This is a genomic window from Lentilactobacillus senioris, from assembly GCF_026798195.1.
In the GTDB taxonomy this organism is placed as follows: Bacteria; Bacillota; Bacilli; order Lactobacillales; family Lactobacillaceae; genus Lentilactobacillus; species Lentilactobacillus senioris_A.
This window is the reverse complement of record NZ_JAPQEZ010000003.1, coordinates 338,029-356,328: the sequence shown is the minus strand read 5'-3', so window position 1 is coordinate 356,328 and position 18,300 is coordinate 338,029. Positions and strand designations below refer to the sequence as shown.

At 37.8% G+C, this 18,300-nt stretch carries 16 protein-coding genes, 10 tRNA genes, 1 riboswitch and 1 other annotated feature; of the genes, 18 read left to right on the top strand and 8 right to left on the bottom strand.

Going from position 1 to position 18,300, the window contains the following annotated elements:
• Positions 1–4: 4 nt before the first annotated feature.
• From OXT66_RS06075 to OXT66_RS06025, 11 genes are all read left to right on the top strand, one after another.
• Positions 5–96 (top strand) — tRNA-Ser (locus OXT66_RS06075).
• A 12-nt stretch (positions 97–108) separates the two neighbouring features.
• A tRNA-Glu gene (locus tag OXT66_RS06070) sits at positions 109–180 on the top strand.
• A gap of 6 nt (positions 181–186) precedes the next feature.
• Positions 187–259: transfer RNA gene (locus OXT66_RS06065), tRNA-Val, on the top strand.
• A gap of 13 nt (positions 260–272) precedes the next feature.
• Positions 273–347: transfer RNA gene (locus OXT66_RS06060), tRNA-Asp, on the top strand.
• A gap of 57 nt (positions 348–404) precedes the next feature.
• Positions 405–477 (top strand) — tRNA-Phe (locus tag OXT66_RS06055).
• A 5-nt stretch (positions 478–482) separates the two neighbouring features.
• Positions 483–565 (top strand) — tRNA-Tyr (locus OXT66_RS06050).
• 4 nt (positions 566–569) lie between these two features.
• A tRNA-Trp gene (locus tag OXT66_RS06045) sits at positions 570–640 on the top strand.
• 13 nt (positions 641–653) lie between these two features.
• Positions 654–726, top strand: a tRNA-His gene (locus tag OXT66_RS06040).
• A 28-nt stretch (positions 727–754) separates the two neighbouring features.
• Positions 755–838 (top strand) — tRNA-Leu (locus tag OXT66_RS06035).
• 122 nt (positions 839–960) lie between these two features.
• Entirely contained in the window at positions 961–1,644 is a 684-nt protein-coding gene (locus OXT66_RS06030; protein WP_268596486.1) for a CPBP family intramembrane glutamic endopeptidase, read from the top strand.
• An 87-nt stretch (positions 1,645–1,731) separates the two neighbouring features.
• Positions 1,732–1,802 (top strand) — tRNA-Cys (locus tag OXT66_RS06025).
• A 39-nt stretch (positions 1,803–1,841) separates the two neighbouring features.
• Here OXT66_RS06025 and OXT66_RS06020 read toward each other — a convergent pair.
• From OXT66_RS06020 to OXT66_RS06010, 3 genes are all read right to left on the bottom strand, one after another.
• Positions 1,842–2,024, bottom strand: a complete 183-nt coding sequence (locus tag OXT66_RS06020) for a hypothetical protein (protein ID WP_054671831.1) — start codon at positions 2,022–2,024, stop codon at positions 1,842–1,844.
• A gap of 125 nt (positions 2,025–2,149) precedes the next feature.
• A complete protein-coding gene (locus OXT66_RS06015; protein WP_268596485.1) occupies positions 2,150–2,461 on the bottom strand; it encodes a hypothetical protein in 312 nt (103 codons plus the stop codon).
• A 138-nt stretch (positions 2,462–2,599) separates the two neighbouring features.
• Complete coding sequence (locus tag OXT66_RS06010; RefSeq protein ID WP_268596484.1) at positions 2,600–3,115, bottom strand: hypothetical protein; 516 nt, start codon at positions 3,113–3,115, stop codon at positions 2,600–2,602.
• Positions 3,116–3,421: 306 nt separating this feature from the next.
• Positions 3,422–3,505: riboswitch (SMK box riboswitch) on the top strand.
• On the opposite strand from OXT66_RS06010, the gene metK reads away from it, so the two are divergent.
• Positions 3,503–4,693: a methionine adenosyltransferase gene (metK, locus tag OXT66_RS06005; protein WP_268596483.1), complete on the top strand. Its 1,191-nt coding sequence runs from the start codon at positions 3,503–3,505 to the stop codon at positions 4,691–4,693. It overlaps the preceding riboswitch by 3 nt.
• Before the next feature lie 45 nt (positions 4,694–4,738).
• A complete protein-coding gene (locus OXT66_RS06000) occupies positions 4,739–6,208 on the top strand; it encodes an MDR family MFS transporter (protein ID WP_268596482.1) in 1,470 nt (489 codons plus the stop codon).
• Positions 6,209–6,241: 33 nt separating this feature from the next.
• Here the strand turns inward: OXT66_RS06000 and OXT66_RS05995 are convergent, their stop codons facing one another.
• Positions 6,242–6,874 (bottom strand): phosphatase PAP2 family protein, encoded by a 633-nt coding sequence (locus OXT66_RS05995; protein WP_268596481.1) that lies wholly within the window; start codon positions 6,872–6,874, stop codon positions 6,242–6,244.
• A gap of 92 nt (positions 6,875–6,966) precedes the next feature.
• Positions 6,967–7,165 (top strand) — a binding site (T-box leader).
• A gap of 56 nt (positions 7,166–7,221) precedes the next feature.
• Between OXT66_RS05995 and leuS the strand changes: the two genes are divergently transcribed.
• Complete coding sequence (gene leuS / locus OXT66_RS05990) at positions 7,222–9,645, top strand: leucine--tRNA ligase (RefSeq protein WP_268596480.1); 2,424 nt, start codon at positions 7,222–7,224, stop codon at positions 9,643–9,645.
• A gap of 46 nt (positions 9,646–9,691) precedes the next feature.
• Here leuS and OXT66_RS05985 read toward each other — a convergent pair whose 3' ends face one another.
• The gene (locus tag OXT66_RS05985; protein WP_268596479.1) at positions 9,692–10,615 is read right to left on the bottom strand and encodes an alpha/beta hydrolase; all 924 of its coding nucleotides are present in this window, start codon (positions 10,613–10,615) and stop codon (positions 9,692–9,694) included.
• A 1-nt stretch (position 10,616) separates the two neighbouring features.
• Positions 10,617–11,636 carry an acyltransferase family protein gene (locus OXT66_RS05980; protein ID WP_268596478.1) on the bottom strand — a complete coding sequence of 340 codons (1,020 nt, stop codon included), beginning with the start codon at positions 11,634–11,636 and terminating at the stop codon, positions 10,617–10,619.
• A 204-nt stretch (positions 11,637–11,840) separates the two neighbouring features.
• Here OXT66_RS05980 and OXT66_RS05975 point away from each other — a divergent pair, with 204 nt between their 5' ends.
• Complete coding sequence (locus tag OXT66_RS05975) at positions 11,841–13,496, top strand: putative polysaccharide biosynthesis protein (protein WP_268596477.1); 1,656 nt, start codon at positions 11,841–11,843, stop codon at positions 13,494–13,496.
• A 30-nt stretch (positions 13,497–13,526) separates the two neighbouring features.
• Here OXT66_RS05975 and OXT66_RS05970 read toward each other — a convergent pair whose 3' ends face one another.
• Complete coding sequence (locus tag OXT66_RS05970) at positions 13,527–14,354, bottom strand: NAD(P)H-hydrate dehydratase (RefSeq protein ID WP_268596476.1); 828 nt, start codon at positions 14,352–14,354, stop codon at positions 13,527–13,529.
• Positions 14,355–14,462: 108 nt separating this feature from the next.
• Between OXT66_RS05970 and pepV the strand changes: the two genes are divergently transcribed.
• Both pepV and OXT66_RS05960 read left to right on the top strand, forming a co-directional pair.
• Entirely contained in the window at positions 14,463–15,866 is a 1,404-nt protein-coding gene (pepV, locus tag OXT66_RS05965) for a dipeptidase PepV (protein ID WP_268596475.1), read from the top strand.
• Between the two features lie 19 nt (positions 15,867–15,885).
• Entirely contained in the window at positions 15,886–16,371 is a 486-nt protein-coding gene (locus tag OXT66_RS05960) for a universal stress protein (protein ID WP_268596474.1), read from the top strand.
• Positions 16,372–16,406: 35 nt separating this feature from the next.
• Here the strand turns inward: OXT66_RS05960 and OXT66_RS05955 are convergent, their stop codons facing one another.
• Positions 16,407–17,039 carry a deoxynucleoside kinase gene (locus OXT66_RS05955; protein WP_268596473.1) on the bottom strand — a complete coding sequence of 211 codons (633 nt, stop codon included), beginning with the start codon at positions 17,037–17,039 and terminating at the stop codon, positions 16,407–16,409.
• A gap of 444 nt (positions 17,040–17,483) precedes the next feature.
• Here OXT66_RS05955 and OXT66_RS05950 point away from each other — a divergent pair, with 444 nt between their 5' ends.
• Positions 17,484–18,254, top strand: a complete 771-nt coding sequence (locus tag OXT66_RS05950) for a Cof-type HAD-IIB family hydrolase (protein WP_268596472.1) — start codon at positions 17,484–17,486, stop codon at positions 18,252–18,254.
• Positions 18,255–18,300: the final 46 nt, after the last annotated feature.

The following is an 18,300-nucleotide window of genomic DNA, read 5'->3' as shown; positions in this document are numbered from 1 at the left end:
TTATGGAGAGTTGTCCGAGTTGGCCGAAGGAGCATCACTGGAAATGATGTAAACGGGCATAAACCTGTTTCAAGGGTTCGAATCCCTTACTCTCCGTAAGATATGTATGACCCGTTGGTCAAGTGGTTAAGACACCGCCCTTTCACGGCGGTAACATGGGTTCAAATCCCGTACGGGTCACTTTTTGGAGGATTAGCTCAGCTGGGAGAGCATCTGCCTTACAAGCAGGGGGTCACAGGTTCGAACCCTGTATCCTCCATTTCATTTCAATTGGTCCGTTGGTCTAGTTGGTTTAGGACGCCTGCCTGTCACGCAGGAGATCACGAGTTCGAGTCTCGTACGGACCGTTGTTATGTATTTACAATTGAATACACAACTTTTAGCATTATGCATAAATGGAAATTGGCTCGGTAGCTCAGTCGGTAGAGCAATGGATTGAAGCTCCATGTGTCGGCAGTTCGATTCTGTCCCGCGCCATTTATGGAGGGGTAGCGAAGTCTGGCTAAACGCGACGGACTGTAAATCCGTTCCTTCGGGTTCAGTGGTTCGAATCCACTCCTCTCCATTTTAGGGATATAGTTTAATGGTAGAACTACGGTCTCCAAAACCGTCAGTGTGGGTTCAACTCCTACTATCCCTGTTATAATGTTTTGGCGGTATTGGTGAAGTGGTTAACACATCGGTTTGTGGATCCGACACGCGTGGGTTCGATTCCCACATACCGCCCTTGGATTTAATATCCTTTATAGTTTATGCCGGAGTGGCGGAATTGGCAGACGCGCTGGACTCAAAATCCAGTGTCCTCACGGACGTGTGGGTTCGAACCCCACCTCCGGTATAATTGATTGAAGACTTATATCATTTGATATAGGTCTTTTTTTGATTTATTGGAAAGGTAAACTAATTTAACTATGCTAGAATAATAACATTAATTAGTAACAAATACATAGGGGATTAGTTATGGCAAAAACTTTTAGTTTTAACAAAAAATTAGGAATGGCGTTAGTTGCAATTTTGCTAATAATAGCAGAGCTTTTCGGAGGTAAAACATTAGTTAGTCTTGCTTCGAATAATTTAGCTAAAGCTTTGGTAGGAGATGGAATTTTTCTAACGGTTTTTTTAGTTTTAATTTGGATGTATCGAGATATTTTAAAAGCTGATTGGAAATTATATCGTCAGCATATTTGGCGTAATTTATTTTTGGCATTGCTAGCATTAATTATTACTAAATTAGTCCTTGATGCCGTTCGATGGGAAATAAGTCAAATGGGAATGGCAGTTAACTCAGGTATAATCATGCCGGCTTCGGTTTCTGTAAATAATATTCAAATTATCAGTAGTTTGACTCCATTCTTAGCCCCATTTTCAGAGGAAATTGTTTTTAGAGGAACATTATTTTACCAATGGACTAATTCTAAAGTTTTAGGCCTAATTATGTTTATCATATCTTCCATTGCTTTTGGATTAGCTCATTGGAATAATTTTGGGGGACAAATTATTTTGATGGTTCCTTATATGTTTATGGGGGCATTTTACGCGTTTATTTACTGGCGAAGTAACAATATTTGGCATAGTATCATGGCTCATATTCTCTTTGATTTTCCACCAGTTATAATGAGTATTTATACATTACTTACAATCTAAATAAAATTGCCAAACAATGAAAAAACGTTTTAAAACTCTTGTTTACCGAATTCATTTATGGTAAGCTATCTATTGTGCTTATAAAGTGGCGGTATAGCCAAGTGGTAAGGCAGAGGTCTGCAAAACCTTCATCGTCGGTTCGAATCCGATTACCGCCTTAAAAAAAAAGACTACTAATTTAATTAGTAGTCTTTTTTTTAGTTAAATAGATCTTTTACTTTGTTCAAAATATCTGATGGATCACCTTTGATTAGATCCATAGCTTTTTCATAGCTATCTCCTAATTCATCTTTATGATCTTCAACGTATGAACGAGCTTCTTCTAATTTTCCTTGACCCACTAAATCTTTAGCAGAATCCATAATTTCTTTGATAGTCATTATCTTCACCTCGTAATAAATTAAACTGATTGAACAGCTTTATTTCAGTATATCATTACTTGTTTAACTGGGGGAATAAAGTGACCATAAAAAAAGACAGTTAATAAAATTAACCGTCAATACCATTATGAAAGTGAAAATGACTGCCCAGTTAATTCGTCTTGAGCTGCAGAGGTGTTTCCCCAAACGAGGTCACTGTGATCTACCACAATGAAATCTAAATTAGATAGGGAAGCTAAGCCTAACGAATCAACTACTTTTTGATCAAAAATGTATTTATCGCTGTTAGCATTATCTAAATCCAAAAAATGCTCTGGAGTAACTGAAACATCATAGCCTAATGATTCTAGGCTTTTTTGTAGTTGATTACTATAATTAGCAATCAAGGCATTATCAACAATTTCGTTGCCAGTTAACGTTGGTTGTATTTTACCCATTCGGATATCTCCAACTACACTAATAATCAAATAATTCACCGCTTTCTTACTGTATGACAAGAAGTATCTTAGCATAATAGCGGTTTTAAAACCGAAGAATTAATTTTTCTTTTGTTAATATTAACTTTATTTAGGAAATTATAAAATTAAAGATAATGCAAAAACGAGATTCACGCATATGGCAAGGTACCATTTTCCCTGTGTTTTCTGAGCATTTAATTTTTGCTCTAACATAATAAATAGAATGGTAGAAAAAATGCCGATCATGATTTGCTGAAATGTTAATCCTAACATTACCTCGGTTATGATCAATAATCCGCCAACGGCACCAATAATTCCCCAATTAACTTGGTTAGTAATGAAACGAGGATATGAAAATAATAAATTAGCAAAAATTAAAGTAACAATTAATAGCAATTGAGCGTTAGTTAAAAAATCGCTAACTAGCATTCTAGCTGCAACCACAATTCCGGTTCCGTTAACTAGGGAAAATGTAACCCATTTAGAGTAGGGATCATTAATTATCTTGTCTTTAGTCAATAAGTCAGCACCCACCAAATTAATCAGTAATAAACTTACTATCAGAGGAGTTAGGCTTGGGGCTAATAAATAGAGCGTGATCAGATAACCAGCGTTGGCAATAATTAAGCTCAACGACGACTGATTCCTAGTTTGGGTAAAGTTCAATATAACTATTAAAAAAAGCCCCAATAAGCTGCATAATCGTAAATTATCGTTAGTAACAATGGTTTTAAACGAAATGTTAGAATAAAGCAGCCAGATTATCACTGGTAACAGCCACTTTATTCCAAAAGAAATAACTCGCAAAAATGTTTTTTTGTTCAAATTAATTCCCTCATTTTATTTTGTAATAGTCTCATCCTACCGCAAATTTAAGTTCAAGGTCAATTGAATCTCTAATAATAACCTTTTAAATGGTTTAATTTTATGGTATCGTAAATAAGTTATGAGTTCCCGATAGGATTCACTTAATTGTGAAGAAGCCTTGTAACCTACAAAAAATATACAGGGGGAAAACTAATGCAAGAAAGACATTTGTTTACTTCAGAATCAGTTTCAGAAGGTCATCCAGATAAAATTGCTGATCAGATCAGTGACGCCATTTTGGACGCAATTTTAGAGAAAGATCCCAATGCTCGGGTAGCATGTGAGACATCAGTTACTACCGGGTTAGTATTAGTATTTGGGGAAATATCAACTACGGCTTACGTTGACATTCAACGAGTAGTTAGAGATACAATTAAGTCAATTGGCTATACCAATAGTAAGTTTGGATTTGATGGCGATACTAGTGCGGTATTAGTTGCAATTGATGAACAATCACCAGATATTGCTCAGGGAGTCGATGACTCGCTTGAAATGAAGGAAAATGACCAAGATCCATTGGATCAAATTGGGGCTGGAGATCAAGGCTTGATGTTTGGTTACGCCATTGACGAAACACCAGAATTAATGCCAATGCCAATTGAACTCAGCCACAAGTTAATGCAAAAAACTGCGGAAGCACGAAAGAGTGGAGAGTTAGATTATCTTGGTCCGGATGCTAAAGCAGAAGTAACTGTTGAATATAACGACGAAGGCAAACCATATCGAGTTGATACAGTTGTTTTAAGTACCCAACACTTACCATCAGCATCGTTGGATCAAATTCGACAAGATATCATTGATAAGGTAGTTAAAGAAGTTATTCCAGCAGAACTATTAGATGATAATACTAAGTACTTTATTAATCCTACTGGTCGGTTTGTTATTGGTGGTCCGCAAGCTGATGCTGGGTTAACTGGTCGTAAGGTGATTGTAGATACTTACGGTGGTTATGCTCATCATGGTGGGGGGGCCTTCTCTGGTAAAGATGCTACCAAAGTGGACCGTTCAGCTAGTTATGCAGCTCGTTATATTGCTAAAAATATCGTTGCTGCTGGCTTAGCCCATGAAGTAGAAGTACAGATTGCTTATGCTATTGGGGTAGCAGAACCAGTTTCTATCTCCATTAATACTTTTGGTACTGGGAACGTTTCTGAAGAAAAACTAACTGCAGCTGTAAGACAATTATTTGATTTACGACCTGCAGGAATTATTAAGATGTTAGATCTTCAACGACCAATTTACCGACAAACAGCAGCTTATGGTCATTTTGGCCGTACCGATGTTGATTTGCCTTGGGAACATACGGATAAGGTCGCTGAACTAAAAGAATATTTCAATAAGTAAGCTCAAAAGCGCCCATTAGGGTGCTTTTTTAGGAAGGCGGTTTGTATGCAAAAATCCAAACAAAGTAACGTTATTTTAGTAACGATTGCTTTATTTGTAGCAACTTTTATGAGTGCAGTAGAGGGGACAATTGTGTCCACGGCTATGCCAACTATTGTAGGAGATCTACACGGGGTCTCACTAATGAACTGGGTGTTTTCAATCTTTTTATTAACTAATGCGATCGCAACACCAATTTATGGTAAATTAGCTGATCAATTAGGGCGTAAACCCATGTTTATGGTGGGAATTACGATCTTTATCATTGGTTCTGTGATGTCTGGTCTTTCTCATTCCATGCTCGTTTTAATCATTTGGCGAGCGGTACAAGGAATTGGGGCCGGTTCTATTATGCCCATTTCAAATACAATTATCGCTGATATTTATCCGTTGGAAAAACGGGCTCAGGTGATGGGGTTAAACGGGGCTGCTTGGGGCATCGCTTCTATCGTTGCTCCATTATTAGGGGGCTTCATTGTTGATAACCTTAGCTGGCACTGGATTTTCTTTATTAATTTGCCAATTGGCTTATTAGTGATTGCAATGATTTTGTTATTTTTTAAAGAAAATCGAAAAGTTCAAAAAACTAAAATTGATTATGGCGGCATGGCCTTATTGACTATTTCTCTGTTGTCATTAATGTATGGGTTTCAGGCATTGGGCCAGAGTCCAGTTTCTTGGCCAGTATTAGCAGTTTGCTTCTTATTAGTGATCGTCACCATTGTCTGGTTTGTTAGACATGAACGAGTTACTGCAGATCCATTGATTCCGATGGAATTGTTTGATAATCGGACGTTTGTGGTTCAAAACGTCGTAGTAGCTTTAGTTAGTGGCTTTTTAATTGGTTTTGAAGTTTATTTGCCTGATTGGACGCAAGGAATTTTGGGGATGAAGGCTTCCATGGCAGGATTTGCGATTACCCCTAGTTCTCTAATGTGGATTGTGGGTTCTTTTATTTCCGGTAAATTAATTGGCAAATTACGACCTAACCAAATTATCAATATCAGCCTTAGCTTCATTTTGATTGGAGCCATTGCAATGGTATTATTACCAGCATATACACCATTTTGGAGTTTCTTATTGATCTCTGCAATTTGTGGAACTGGTTTTGGAATCACAGTCACTTCGACAACGATTATCGTTCAAAATCAAGTGGAAGATAGTCAAATTGGGGTGGCAACTTCTTTTAATACTCTTTGCCGGACTTTAGGCCAATCGCTTATGATTTCCGTGTTCGGAATTATTATGAATAGCAGTATGTTGCGGGGAGTTCGCCAGACCGATGGAGCTACCATGGGGATGATGAATAAGTTAATTAATCCTCAAACTGCTAATCAATTAGCTAGCAATATGTTACCTAAATTAAGAATGGTGTTGTATCACACTTTGCATAATATTTTCTTAGTAGCATTAGGCCTGATTATTTTAGCATTTATCTTTAACTTTACTGATCGGCTAGCTAAAAAAAATAATTAAAAAAACCGTCAACATTTTAATGTTGGCGGTTTTTTAGTTAATAGAATTAGAACGAAAAAATATTTGTTGACTGATTATTAAACAAAGAAAGCCCAAACACCAGCCGGCTATTACATCTGTAGGATAATGGACGTGTACATAAATTCGACTAAACCCAATTAGAAAGATCCAAACGGTAATTAAGCTATTCAAAAGATAGCGAACACCGTTGGTTGTAACTACGGCGTTAATAATGAGAATTAAGCTGCCCCCCAATAGCATTGCTGTCATTGCATGCCCACTAGGAAAACTGGATGATCCAGCTAAAACTAGATGGTGTACAGTGGGACGTGGCCGGTTTACTAAATTTTTGACTAGGTTATTGATGCCACCAGCTACTAAAGTGCTATTTAGTAAAAAGAAAATGGTTATTTTGATTTTGCGTTGCCACAATTGCAAAATAAGGGCTAACACTAAAGCAGTAATAACGGTTGGCTTGGGATTTAAACTATTTGTTAAATGAATAAAGAAGGTATCAAAGAAATGAGACCGCATGGGAGCAATACCATCGATGATGGTGGTATCGATTACCGAAATATAGTTAAGTTTTAAAACCACTCCAATTAGTAAACTTAAAAATAAAAGGGTGGTAATAATGCCCCAACGAATTTGTGTTCTATAAAGCAAATTGAATTCTCCTCATATTTTTTCTTAAGTATAGCACAAAGATTCTTGCACTTATTGATTTGGTCTGATAGGATTACAACAGTAAGGAAAACACGAAAACAAAACGCGAATTAGTAGTCTAGGCGACTTTTACAGAGACCGAATGGGAGTGTGAATTCGGAAACGAACCTGGACGAACTCGTTGCGTAGTGAGTTGGTGAAATTAGTAGCCAGTTCCGGTAACCGCCGTTATGGTTTGAGGGGCTCATTTGAGCACATTAGGTGGTACCGCGGAAACTATTCGTCCTATAGGAAGTTAACTTCTTATAGGCTTTTTTGTTTTTAGTGAATAATAAAGGAGATAAATTATGGCATATAATCACGACGTCATCGAACGAAAATGGCAACATTACTGGCATGAAAATAAGACTTTTAAAACGGGGGAAGGTCAATCTAAGGACAAATACTATGTGTTAGATATGTTCCCTTATCCATCAGGTCAGGGGTTACATGTAGGGCATCCAGAAGGTTACACAGCAACTGATATTATGGCCCGGATGAAACGGATGCAAGGAAAGAACGTATTACATCCAATTGGCTGGGATGCTTTTGGGCTGCCAGCAGAACAATACGCGCTAAAAACCGGTCACAACCCTAAGGATTTTACCGCTCAAAATATTAAAAACTTTAAGCGGCAAATTAAGTCTCTAGGCTTTTCATATGATTGGGATCGAGAAATTAATACCACTGATCCTAGTTACTACAAATGGACCCAATGGATTTTTGAACAATTATACAAAAAAGGTTTAGCCTACGAAGACGAAATTATGGTTAACTGGGCCCCTGATTTTATGGGAGGAACCGTAGTTTCTAACGAAGAAGTGATTGACGGAAAGACTGAACGGGGTGGTTATCCAGTTTATCGGGTCCCAATGCGGCAATGGGTCTTAAAAATTACTGCTTACGCTGATCGGTTGATTGATGATCTGGATGATTTAGATTGGCCTGAAAACGTTAAGGATATGCAACGTAACTGGATCGGTCGTTCTAAAGGGGCTAGCGTCTTTTTTGGCATTCAAAACGATGAAGATAAAAAAGTAGAAGTCTTTACTACTCGTCCTGATACTTTATTTGGGGCTACCTATTTGGTTTTATCACCAGAACATGAATTGGTGGATCAAATTACTACTCTAGAGCACGCAGAAGCCGTGAAAGCTTATAAAGAAGAAGTAGCTAGAAAATCAGACCTAGAACGGACTGATTTAAACAAGGATAAGAGTGGAGTTTTCACTGGGGCTTACGCTATTAACCCAATTAATGGCCAAGCTGTACCCGTTTGGATTGGTGATTATGTGCTAACTTCTTATGGTACCGGAGCTATTATGGCTGTACCGGCTCACGATCAACGGGATTATGAATTTGCTAAGAAGTTTGACTTGCCAATCATGCCTGTAATCGAAGGTGGAGATATTGAAGTAGAAGCTTACACTGGCGATGGCGTTCACATTAACTCTGATTTTATGAACGGAATGGATAAGCAAATGGCCATTACGGCAGCATTAGATTGGTTAACTGATCACGGTGTGGGTCATGAAAAAGTAAACTACCGGCTTCGGGACTGGATCTTCAGTCGTCAACGTTATTGGGGCGAACCAATTCCAGTTATTCACTGGGAAGATGGAGAAACAACCTTAGTTCCTGAAGATGAACTACCACTGAAGTTACCAGCTGCTAAAAACATTGAACCTTCTGGGACCGGTGAAAGTCCATTAGCTAATTTGGATGACTGGGTTAACGTAGTTGATGAAAATGGCCGTAAAGGGAAACGAGAAACCAATACCATGCCACAATGGGCTGGTAGTTCCTGGTATTACCTTCGTTATATCGATCCTAAAAACGACGAAGTAATTGCTGACCCAGAAAAGGTCAATTACTGGATGCCAGTAGATCTTTATATTGGTGGGGCAGAACACGCGGTTCTTCACCTATTGTATGCTCGCTTCTGGCATAAAGTCCTTTATGATTTAGGGGTAGTACCAACTAAGGAACCATTCCAAAAATTAGTCAATCAAGGAATGATTTTGGGAACTAACCACGAAAAGATGTCTAAATCCAAAGGTAATGTAATTAACCCTGATGATATCGTTAACGAATTCGGGGCAGATACCTTGCGAGTTTATGAAATGTTCATGGGTCCTATTGATGCTTCTAAGCCTTGGAATACGGAAGGAATTTCCGGAGCTCATCGTTGGTTAGATCGAGTTTGGCGGTTAATGATTGATGATAATAATCATCTTCGTGATCGGGTAACTACTAGAAATGATGGTCGTCTTGATAAGATTTATAATGAAACTGTGAAGATCGTTAGTGATGATTATGAACAACTTCACTTTAACGTTGCCATTTCCCAAATGATGGTCTTTGTTAATGAGGCCTACAAGGTTGATGCTTTGCCTATTGAGTACATGAAGGGCTTTGTTCAATTACTTTCACCAATTGCGCCACACATTGCAGAAGAACTATGGCAATTATTAGGTAATGATGACACTATTGCATACAGTCAATGGCCAACTTACGATGAATCTAAGTTGGTAGAAGATGAAGTAGAATTAGTTGTTCAGGTGAATGGTAAGGTTCGTGACCATATTAAGGTTTCTAGGGATGCTGACAAAGAAACGGTAGAATCATTGGTTCGTAATTCTGACCGGTTTGCAGAAGTAGTTGGCGATAAAGAAATTAAAAAAATTATTGTAGTGCCTAACCGAATTGTTAATATCGTAGTAGGTAAATAACAAAAATAGACTTAATTGGTAAAACCAATTAAGTCTATTTTTTTAGCTATTTAACTTGCCATAAGAAAGTTTCCATCGTTGAAACGACTTTCAGATTATCGATGTGTTGTTGACTATGTTGAGCTTTACTACCGGTTAATTCAACAGTTGCGTAAGAATTAACCCGATCTTTAATAAGATAGCCTAGTGATAGGGCAGAAGTGGTAGAAATAACACCATCGGAATTGGAGCCGTTATTTAAATTACCATAAATGTTGATCACGCGGGCCTGTTGGGGCATTCTGTTGCGAAGCTTAAGTAGACGTTCATACTCTGGATGAATAATCTTAGGCTGGCCGTTAGGTAGTAATTGATTTTGATTTGGATAATCGTCCCAATAACGAGCAAGTGGTCCCGTGATTGGTTGATTACGTTTATGATTATCAATGATACCATCATAAGGTCCAGACATTACGATAATTTTGTTTACTCTTGGAACTTTGGGGCTATTACCGTTTAGTAGATTATAGTAGATAACCGCATAAGCGCCCATGGAATGACCAACAAAATTAATTTGGTTAATGTGGTATTTAGATTTCAATAATTCATTTACTTTAGTAAGCCACTGAGTATACTTATCTTCGCCAGCTCGATTGTTATCAAAAACTAATAGGATAATGGGATTACGCATCCAATTTTTAATGGTTCCCTGGATTTTAATTTCACCGCTAGCAGTTACATGAATTACCATTCGTTTAGCCGTGGAGCCGCTTTTTTCAGCGGCGCTTACCATATCAGTCTCAGAAGTAATAGTACCTCCCCAACCGTGAACAAACATCGTAGGAATATTGCTGTGGATGTAGTTATTTTTTAATTGCTTTTGTCGTTGTTCATGTTGAAAACAAAATCCTAAAAATAATCCTAATAAAATAATTCCGCCAATGGTAAAGTATAAAATTTTACCACGAGCGGAATTAGTTGATCTTGTCAATTTAACTTGCCGCCTTTACTGGTTTATGCCAAATGGGTTTAATCCATTTTACATAAATCAATGATATAAGAAGCGGAACTACAATTGCAATAATAATTCTGAGAATTAAGGAATTTATACCCATTTTAAAACTAATGTCTAAAACGGCCTTATGCATGTACATTACAAATAAGGTGTGTTGTCCTAACACGTCTAATGGTTTGTATACCCAGGTAGGCGCAAAACTAAGCCAACGGCTAACCCCAAAGACCACTAAGATAACTACAATGGGAATGACCGTGGAATACAAACTAGGTGAGAGGGGTTTGGCGTGGATTTGATGGGATTTTAAGAAGAAACCAAAATTAAATAACTTGAGGTGTTGCTCCCAAAGTAAGAATAAGGTGAAAGCTCCTAAACCAATGATTAACCAAGTATGGGTAATCCATTCTTTAATTTGAGGAAAGAACAAATAGCCAAATAACATGAAGAAAATAGCAAATAAGGTAACATCAAAATCCCATGGTGTATATTTTAACCCAAAAATATGAGGTTGTTTCTTATAACTAGCTCCTAATAATAGGCTGACCATCATAATACCCAGTTTAGCGTCTCGAGATTTAACGTAGGTAATAACGATGGTAGTAGCAATGGTAGCTAGAATTAAAACATTAATAAACCAAAAAATACTTAAGTAGAGATTTAAATAACGACCACCTAGCAAGAGTTTTATGTAATACTTTAATGTATACTCCATACTCTGATGATTAACAAAGTGCGACAAGGTTACCAAAAAAATTCCAGCTGCAAAGTAAGATGCTAGTAATGGCTTAATTCGCTTTTTAAAAAAGGGCCACCACTGATTGTCGATTACTGGTTTAATGAAAAAACCACTAACGACAAAGAAAATCGGAACGTGCCACCAGTAAAAGAAGTGAAACATAGCTCCGTGTACTTCTAAAGCATGACCGATAACTACGGCAATTATCCCAAACGCCTTAGCCAGATCGATCCAAACTATTCTTTTTTTACTTTTACTCACTTAAACCCATCCAATCTTAAATTAAAATTCATACCATGTTATATTTTATGTTTTATATTTCACGATCGCAATACGTTTAAATTAAATTCTTATTAAATAAAAACGGTTTAGAGGTTTAAATTAGTATTAATAGCATTGATATTGATCGGAGTGTCTATTAAAATAGGTAAGATTGTATGAATGGAAATGAAAGTAGGAACGAAAATGAGTGAAGAGAAACAACAAACAAGTAGTTCAGAAGCCACAAGAGATAAAATGCTTTCTGGATCTGCTTGGATGACAGCTGGGAGTATGTTTTCCCGGTTACTAGGTGCGATTTACATAATTCCTTGGCGAATTTGGTTTGGGAGTTACTTCTTACTAGGAAACGCGTTATACGGATTTGGGTATAACATTTACAGTTTCTTTCTAATTGCTGCAATTGCTGGAATTCCTTCGGCGATTGCAAAGCAAGTTGCTCACTATAATGCATTAAATGAATATGGAGTTGGAGTTCGTCTCTATAAGCGGGGATTGGTACTATCAGTCTCCACCGGGATTATCTGTGCTCTAGTCTTATATTTTGGAGCGCCGTTGATGGATGGTGGCAATCCTAACGTTATTCCGGTACTACATTCATTGGCCTGGGCAATTTTAGTAATCCCAACAATGAGTTTAACTCGAGGGTATTTCCAGGGGTACCAACAGATGGCTCCTTCCGCCATTTCTCAGTTTGTTGAGCAATTAGCTCGGGTATTATACATGCTGTTGACGGCCTACCTAATTATGCAGGTTTGGCATGGTAGTTGGATTACAGCAGTTGCACAATCCACCTTTGCGGCTTTTGTGGGGGCTGTGTGTGGTTTGTTAACATTAGGCTATTACTATTGGAAACGGCGTAGAACGTTTAGATCTTTGGTAGCTAATAGTAATAATGAAATTAAAGTGCAAACTAGTCAGTTGTATCACGAAATTATCGCTCAAGCGGTGCCGTTTATTATTTTAGGGGCCGGAATCACTATCTTCCAATTAATTGATCAATATACTTTCTTTGATATTATGAGAATGGCGACTAATTATTCTAATGATGCATTGAACGATTTGTATGCATTGTTTGCGGTTAACGCTAATAAATTAGTGATGATTCCTATTTCATTGGCATCGGCTTTGGCTATTACTTCAGTACCACTGTTGTCAGTTGCTATTACTAAGGGTGATACTAAGGCAATTAAGGGACAAACTACTAATGTATTTTTACTTTTCTTATACGTAATGACCCCAGCTGCGTTAGGAATGGCAGCTATTGCCGGTCCACTTAACCGAGTATTTTATGGTCAGGCCCATCAAGCTTTAGGTGCTAATATTCTATCATTTTCAGCTATTATCTCTATTCCTTTGGGACTGTTTACTGTGTTTGCTGCGGTAATGCAAGGTCTAAATCAAAATAAACGAGCCGTTAAATACTTCTTAATTGGAACGGTAGTTAAGCTAGCGGTTCAATGGCCATGTGTTTATTTCCTAGGAACCTTTGGAGCACTATTAGCTACTGGAATTGGTATTTTAGTAGCCAGTGGTTTGATTATTAATAATTTAAACAAACAGTATGGTTTTGATAATAAATTATTAGGTAATGACTTTGCCAAAATTAGCGGCTACTCCTTGCTAGTGTATGGATCAGCATTAGCTGTCGTATATGCCTTAAACTTCCTATTGGGATTGTTTATGGATCCAAATGGCGGCATGGCTAGCTTGCTGGTTAGTTTAATTGCTGTATTAGTAGGTGGCGGATTATACGTTTACTTTACTTTGAAATACCGGGTAGCAGATGATGTCTTAGGTCCACGAAGCGAAGGTTTACGAGCTCGATTGCATATTAAATAAAAAAGGAAATGAGATTTCTCATTTCCTTTTTTATTTTGCGTATTTGGCCATGAATTGGGGAATTTGCTGACTAATCTGGTGTGGAAGGACCACGTATTGGCTTTGAGCTAATTGATCAGCAATCGCACTGTGGGAAAATACTGCGGCTAAAACGGCGTTGTCTTGATTAGCAAACTGAGCACAAAAGCCGCCAATCATGCCAGCCAAAGTATCACCCATACCACCAGTTGCTTGAGCAGGAGTCCCAGCAGTGTTTTGGTAAATTTTAGTATCGGTGTAAATTTCAGTTTGGTGTGATTTTAAAACTACCGTAGCTCCTAACTGGTGGGCTACCAACCAATTTTGATCGGGATGTTGATCTTTAATAGCAATTCCAGAAATTCGTTGCCATTCCATTTGATGCGGAGTTAAAACGGTGTATTTAGTTTGAGGGATAATTAATCGATGGTTAGCGATTAGGGTAATGGCGGAACCATCAATTATTAGCGTTTGTTTTAAGGTAACCAACTTTAAGACTAATTGTAAAACGGTGAGCGCCTTAGCATCTGTTCCTAAACCGGGACCAATCACGATAACATCGGCAGATAATACTAATTGGGTGAGTTGTTCTAGGTCATTAATATCCGCAAACATGGCCTCTGGTAACCAATTATGTAAGCTAGTTTGATTACTGGCATCAGTGATGGTGGTGGTTAAACCAGCTCCTGAGTAGACGGTAGCTAGGGAAGCCATAATGATGGCCCCGCCAAAATTGTGATTACCACCAATTAAAACTACTTTTCCATACGTTCCTTTATAACTATCTAAAGGTCGTTTACGAATCGTTTCGGTTAGAATTTGATCGGTTAGTTTAATCATAATATCCCTCCTGTTATCGTTATTATAGCATCAGTTCGAATTTCTATTAACCACAAGGAGAAACGAATGTGCTAAACTAGTTTTAATAAATTATTTGGAGGATTCGATATGACACAAAATTGGCAACAATTAGCTGAAGGCTATCAAGATCAATATTTAGCAGATTTAAAAGCATTAATTGCAATTCCTAGTGTGCGTGATGATGATAATGCTACTGATCAGTACCCACTAGGTGAAGGTCCTGCTAAAGCCTTACAACAATTCCTAGCATTTGGTGAACGCGATGGTTTTGTGACTAAAAATTTAGATAACTTGGCTGGTTACATTGAATATGGCGAAGGAGACGAAACGTTAGCTATCTTGTCTCACGTAGATGTAATGCCTGCTGGTGCTGGTTGGGACACTGATCCGTTCCAATTAACGGTAAAAGACGGAATTGCTTATGGCCGGGGAACTTCAGATGATAAAGGTCCTGGGTTGGCAGCTTATTATGGGCTTAAGATGTTAAAAGACGCTAATATCAAGCCAAATATCAAGATTCGGTTGATTTTAGGAACCGATGAAGAAAGTCAATGGACTGGGATGACCCATTACTTTGAAGTTGAACCAGCTCCAACCTTTGGCTTCTCACCAGATGCTGAATTCCCATTAATTAATGGCGAAAAAGGGATGGCTTCATTCATTACTACCTTTGGTACTACTAATGGCGGTGATGTAGAATTAGTTTCTTTTGATTCTGGCTTAAGAGAAAATATGGTTCCTCGAGATGCTGAAGCAACTTTGAATACTACTAATGCTGAAGCAATTTCAGAACAATTTGAAACTTTTGTGGCTGCTAACGAAATTGAAGGTGAATCTGAACTTTCTGCTGATGGCATTAACTTGCATGTTGTTGGTAAGGCAGCTCACGGAATGGAACCTAGAAACGGAGTTAACAGTGGGACTTATCTAGCAACATTCTTGAACCAACTAGGTTTGCAAGGGGATGCTAATAGCTTTGTTAGTTTTATTGCCGACAAACTACATGATGATTCCAGAGCTAACAAGTTAGGAACTAACTACACAGACGATATCATGGGCGATTTAACTATGAATGTCGGCATCATGAAGTTTGATCAAGAAGCTGGCGGATTTATCAATACTAACTTCCGTTATCCTAAGGGAATCGGACCTAAAGAAATTATGGCAGCGTTAGAAAAAGCAGTTACAGCACTTAACGGCTCTGTTAAGCAAATCTCTGAAAAAGTACCTCATTACGTTGACCCTCAAGATCCAATTGTACAAACGTTAATTAACGTTTATCGGGAACAAACCGGCATTGCTGATGCTGAACCAGAAGTAGTTGGTGGTGGTACTTATGGTCGACTAATGAAACGAGGAGTAGCCTTTGGAGCGCTCTTCCCATGGACTGAAGACAGTATGCACCAAGCCAATGAATTCCAACCAGTTGCTGATTTAACTAAGGCGATGGCAATTTATGGACAAGCAATTCACGATTTAGCATTACAGTAACCACTGAAAGGCGGGGATTATGATGACGAAATCAACACTTAAGAACTATAACCGGATATTAGTGGGAGTGGATCAATCGCAAACCGCTAACTTGGCAGTTAATCGAGCAATTATGATGGCTAAAGCAGACGAAGCTCAATTAATTATCGCCTCGGTAATTAACGACCGCGAGATTATGGGAGTTTCTAAAAAGGCTATTTTGGGTTTTGGAGCTGCCACGCCGGATCAAGTTAATCGAGTTAAAAATGAAGTTAATACCATGGTTCAGCGTTATGTTCAACGAGCTACTGATGCAGGAGTTGATGCAAAGTCCGTTATCACTTTAGGAGATCCTCGTGGTGAATTGGCTAACGGTATAGCGACCCAGCATAATGTAGATTTAATTGTGGTAGGGGCAACCGGTGTTAACCTAGTAGGTCGAATGATGCTTGGTTCAACAGCCGATTATGTTATTCGTAATGCCCAGTGTGATGTTTTTGTTGTTCATGATCATTCGCAAGCATAATAAAAAACGCTCAGAATAATTCTGGGCGTTTTTTATTATCTTAATTCAGTTAAAGCATTATCAATTTGGCCTAAGACGATGTCAACGTTGTCCGGTTTAGAAAGGTCATATTTTTGTAGGTCAACCCTAATTTTAGGGCTAACATCATATTCATCAAACCATTTTTTATAGGCTGACCACATTTTGTAGTAGTAATTCTTTAATCCGGGATTATCATCGAATTGTTCATATGAACGACCACGTTTTTTAATCCGGTATTGAATAGTGTCAAAATCACTATCAGCGTATACTAACAAATCTGGTGCCTTTTTAGGTAATTCATCTAATTCGGTCATCATGTTATCAAGTAACTGGAGGTAAACTGATAATTCTGTATCAGTGATATTACCTTCAGCATTATTTTCACGAGTGAACAGTGCATCTTCGTAAATGGAACGATCTAAAACGTTATTGTCATCATCCAACGCCTTTTTGATCATTGCAAATCGTTTATTTAAGAAGTAAATCTGTAACAAAAATCCGTATTGCTTTGGATCTGAGTAATAAAGTGGTAGAACTGGATTTTCGCCAACTGGTTCGAAAAATGCTTGTGTTCCTAAGTGTTCAGCAATTTTTCCCGTTAGAGTAGTTTTGCCGACACCGATCATTCCTGCTGTAATTATCACCATGATAGCCCCTCTTTTGTAAAAATTAACAATATATAGTGTAGCATAATTTGAGTGACCCCACATGTATTATTTGGTAATAGTTTATGAAGTTCAATTATCAGACCGACTTCCTGCTGGAAATTAAATTCTAAGATTATTTAGGATTAAATTTTCAGCAATTAATCATCAAGAAATTACTATTTTTCATTTGACAAATTGGAGGCAAATTTATATTCTGTAAAAAGATGGTTATTGTAACTACGGGATTGCGACCTGTGTTTTTGTTGCGAAGTCATCTTGTGCTAGGTAGGTGTCATGAACAACGCTTATACTTGCAATATATATAATTTTGAGTCCTTAACCTTACTTGGTTAGGGGCTTTTTTAGTTTTTCAAATTCATATGGAGTCGTTCTTAAAAAGAGTTGTAGTACAATGAAGTTATTAAACATATGGGAGGTAAGGGAATGTATCAAGCAGTTGTTTTTTTTGATTTAGATGGAACTTTTTTAGATAATGATAAGAACGTCCCGGCAGAAAATATTGATGCGGTTCAACAATTAAAGCACAACAATATTTTGCCGGTGATCTCGACTGGTAGAAATATTTTTGAAATTCAATATGTTATGGATCAGGCTGGAATTGACACTATTATCAGTGCCAACGGCAGCTACGTCCAATATGAGGGCAAAAAGTTAAAGGCTGAAGAAATTAAAAAGCCGTTATTAGAAGAACTAATTCAATTTGCGGCCGAACAAGGCGATGTATTAGCATTTTATAACAATCGGAAGTTTGCATTAACTGCTGCCAATGAGATGACTCGGGAAAATTATCGCTTACTTCGACTGAATGCTAAAGTAGATCCCAGTTTTTACCAAACTAACGAAGTAAATTTCGTCAATGTTTTTAATTATGATAAAGATCAGTTATATCAAGAAAAATTTGCCGGTCGTTTGTCATTAGTTAGAAACAATCCCAGAGCTTTGGATACTATGAAGTGGGGGGTCTCTAAACAAACTGGCATTAAAGTCCTGCTTAACACCTTAGGACTAGAAAACGTTCCAACTTACGCCTTTGGGGATCAACTAAATGATTTACAAATGTTTGATCAAGTTGATTATGCGGTTGCCATGGGTAATGGCCATCCAGAGGCAAAAGCAAAGGCCGACTACATTACTGATTCCAATATGGAAGATGGAATTAGCACTGGTCTTAGACATTATGGCTTAATTAAATAACTATTAAATAAAAGGCCCTCAGGATTTTTCCTGGAGGCCTTATTAT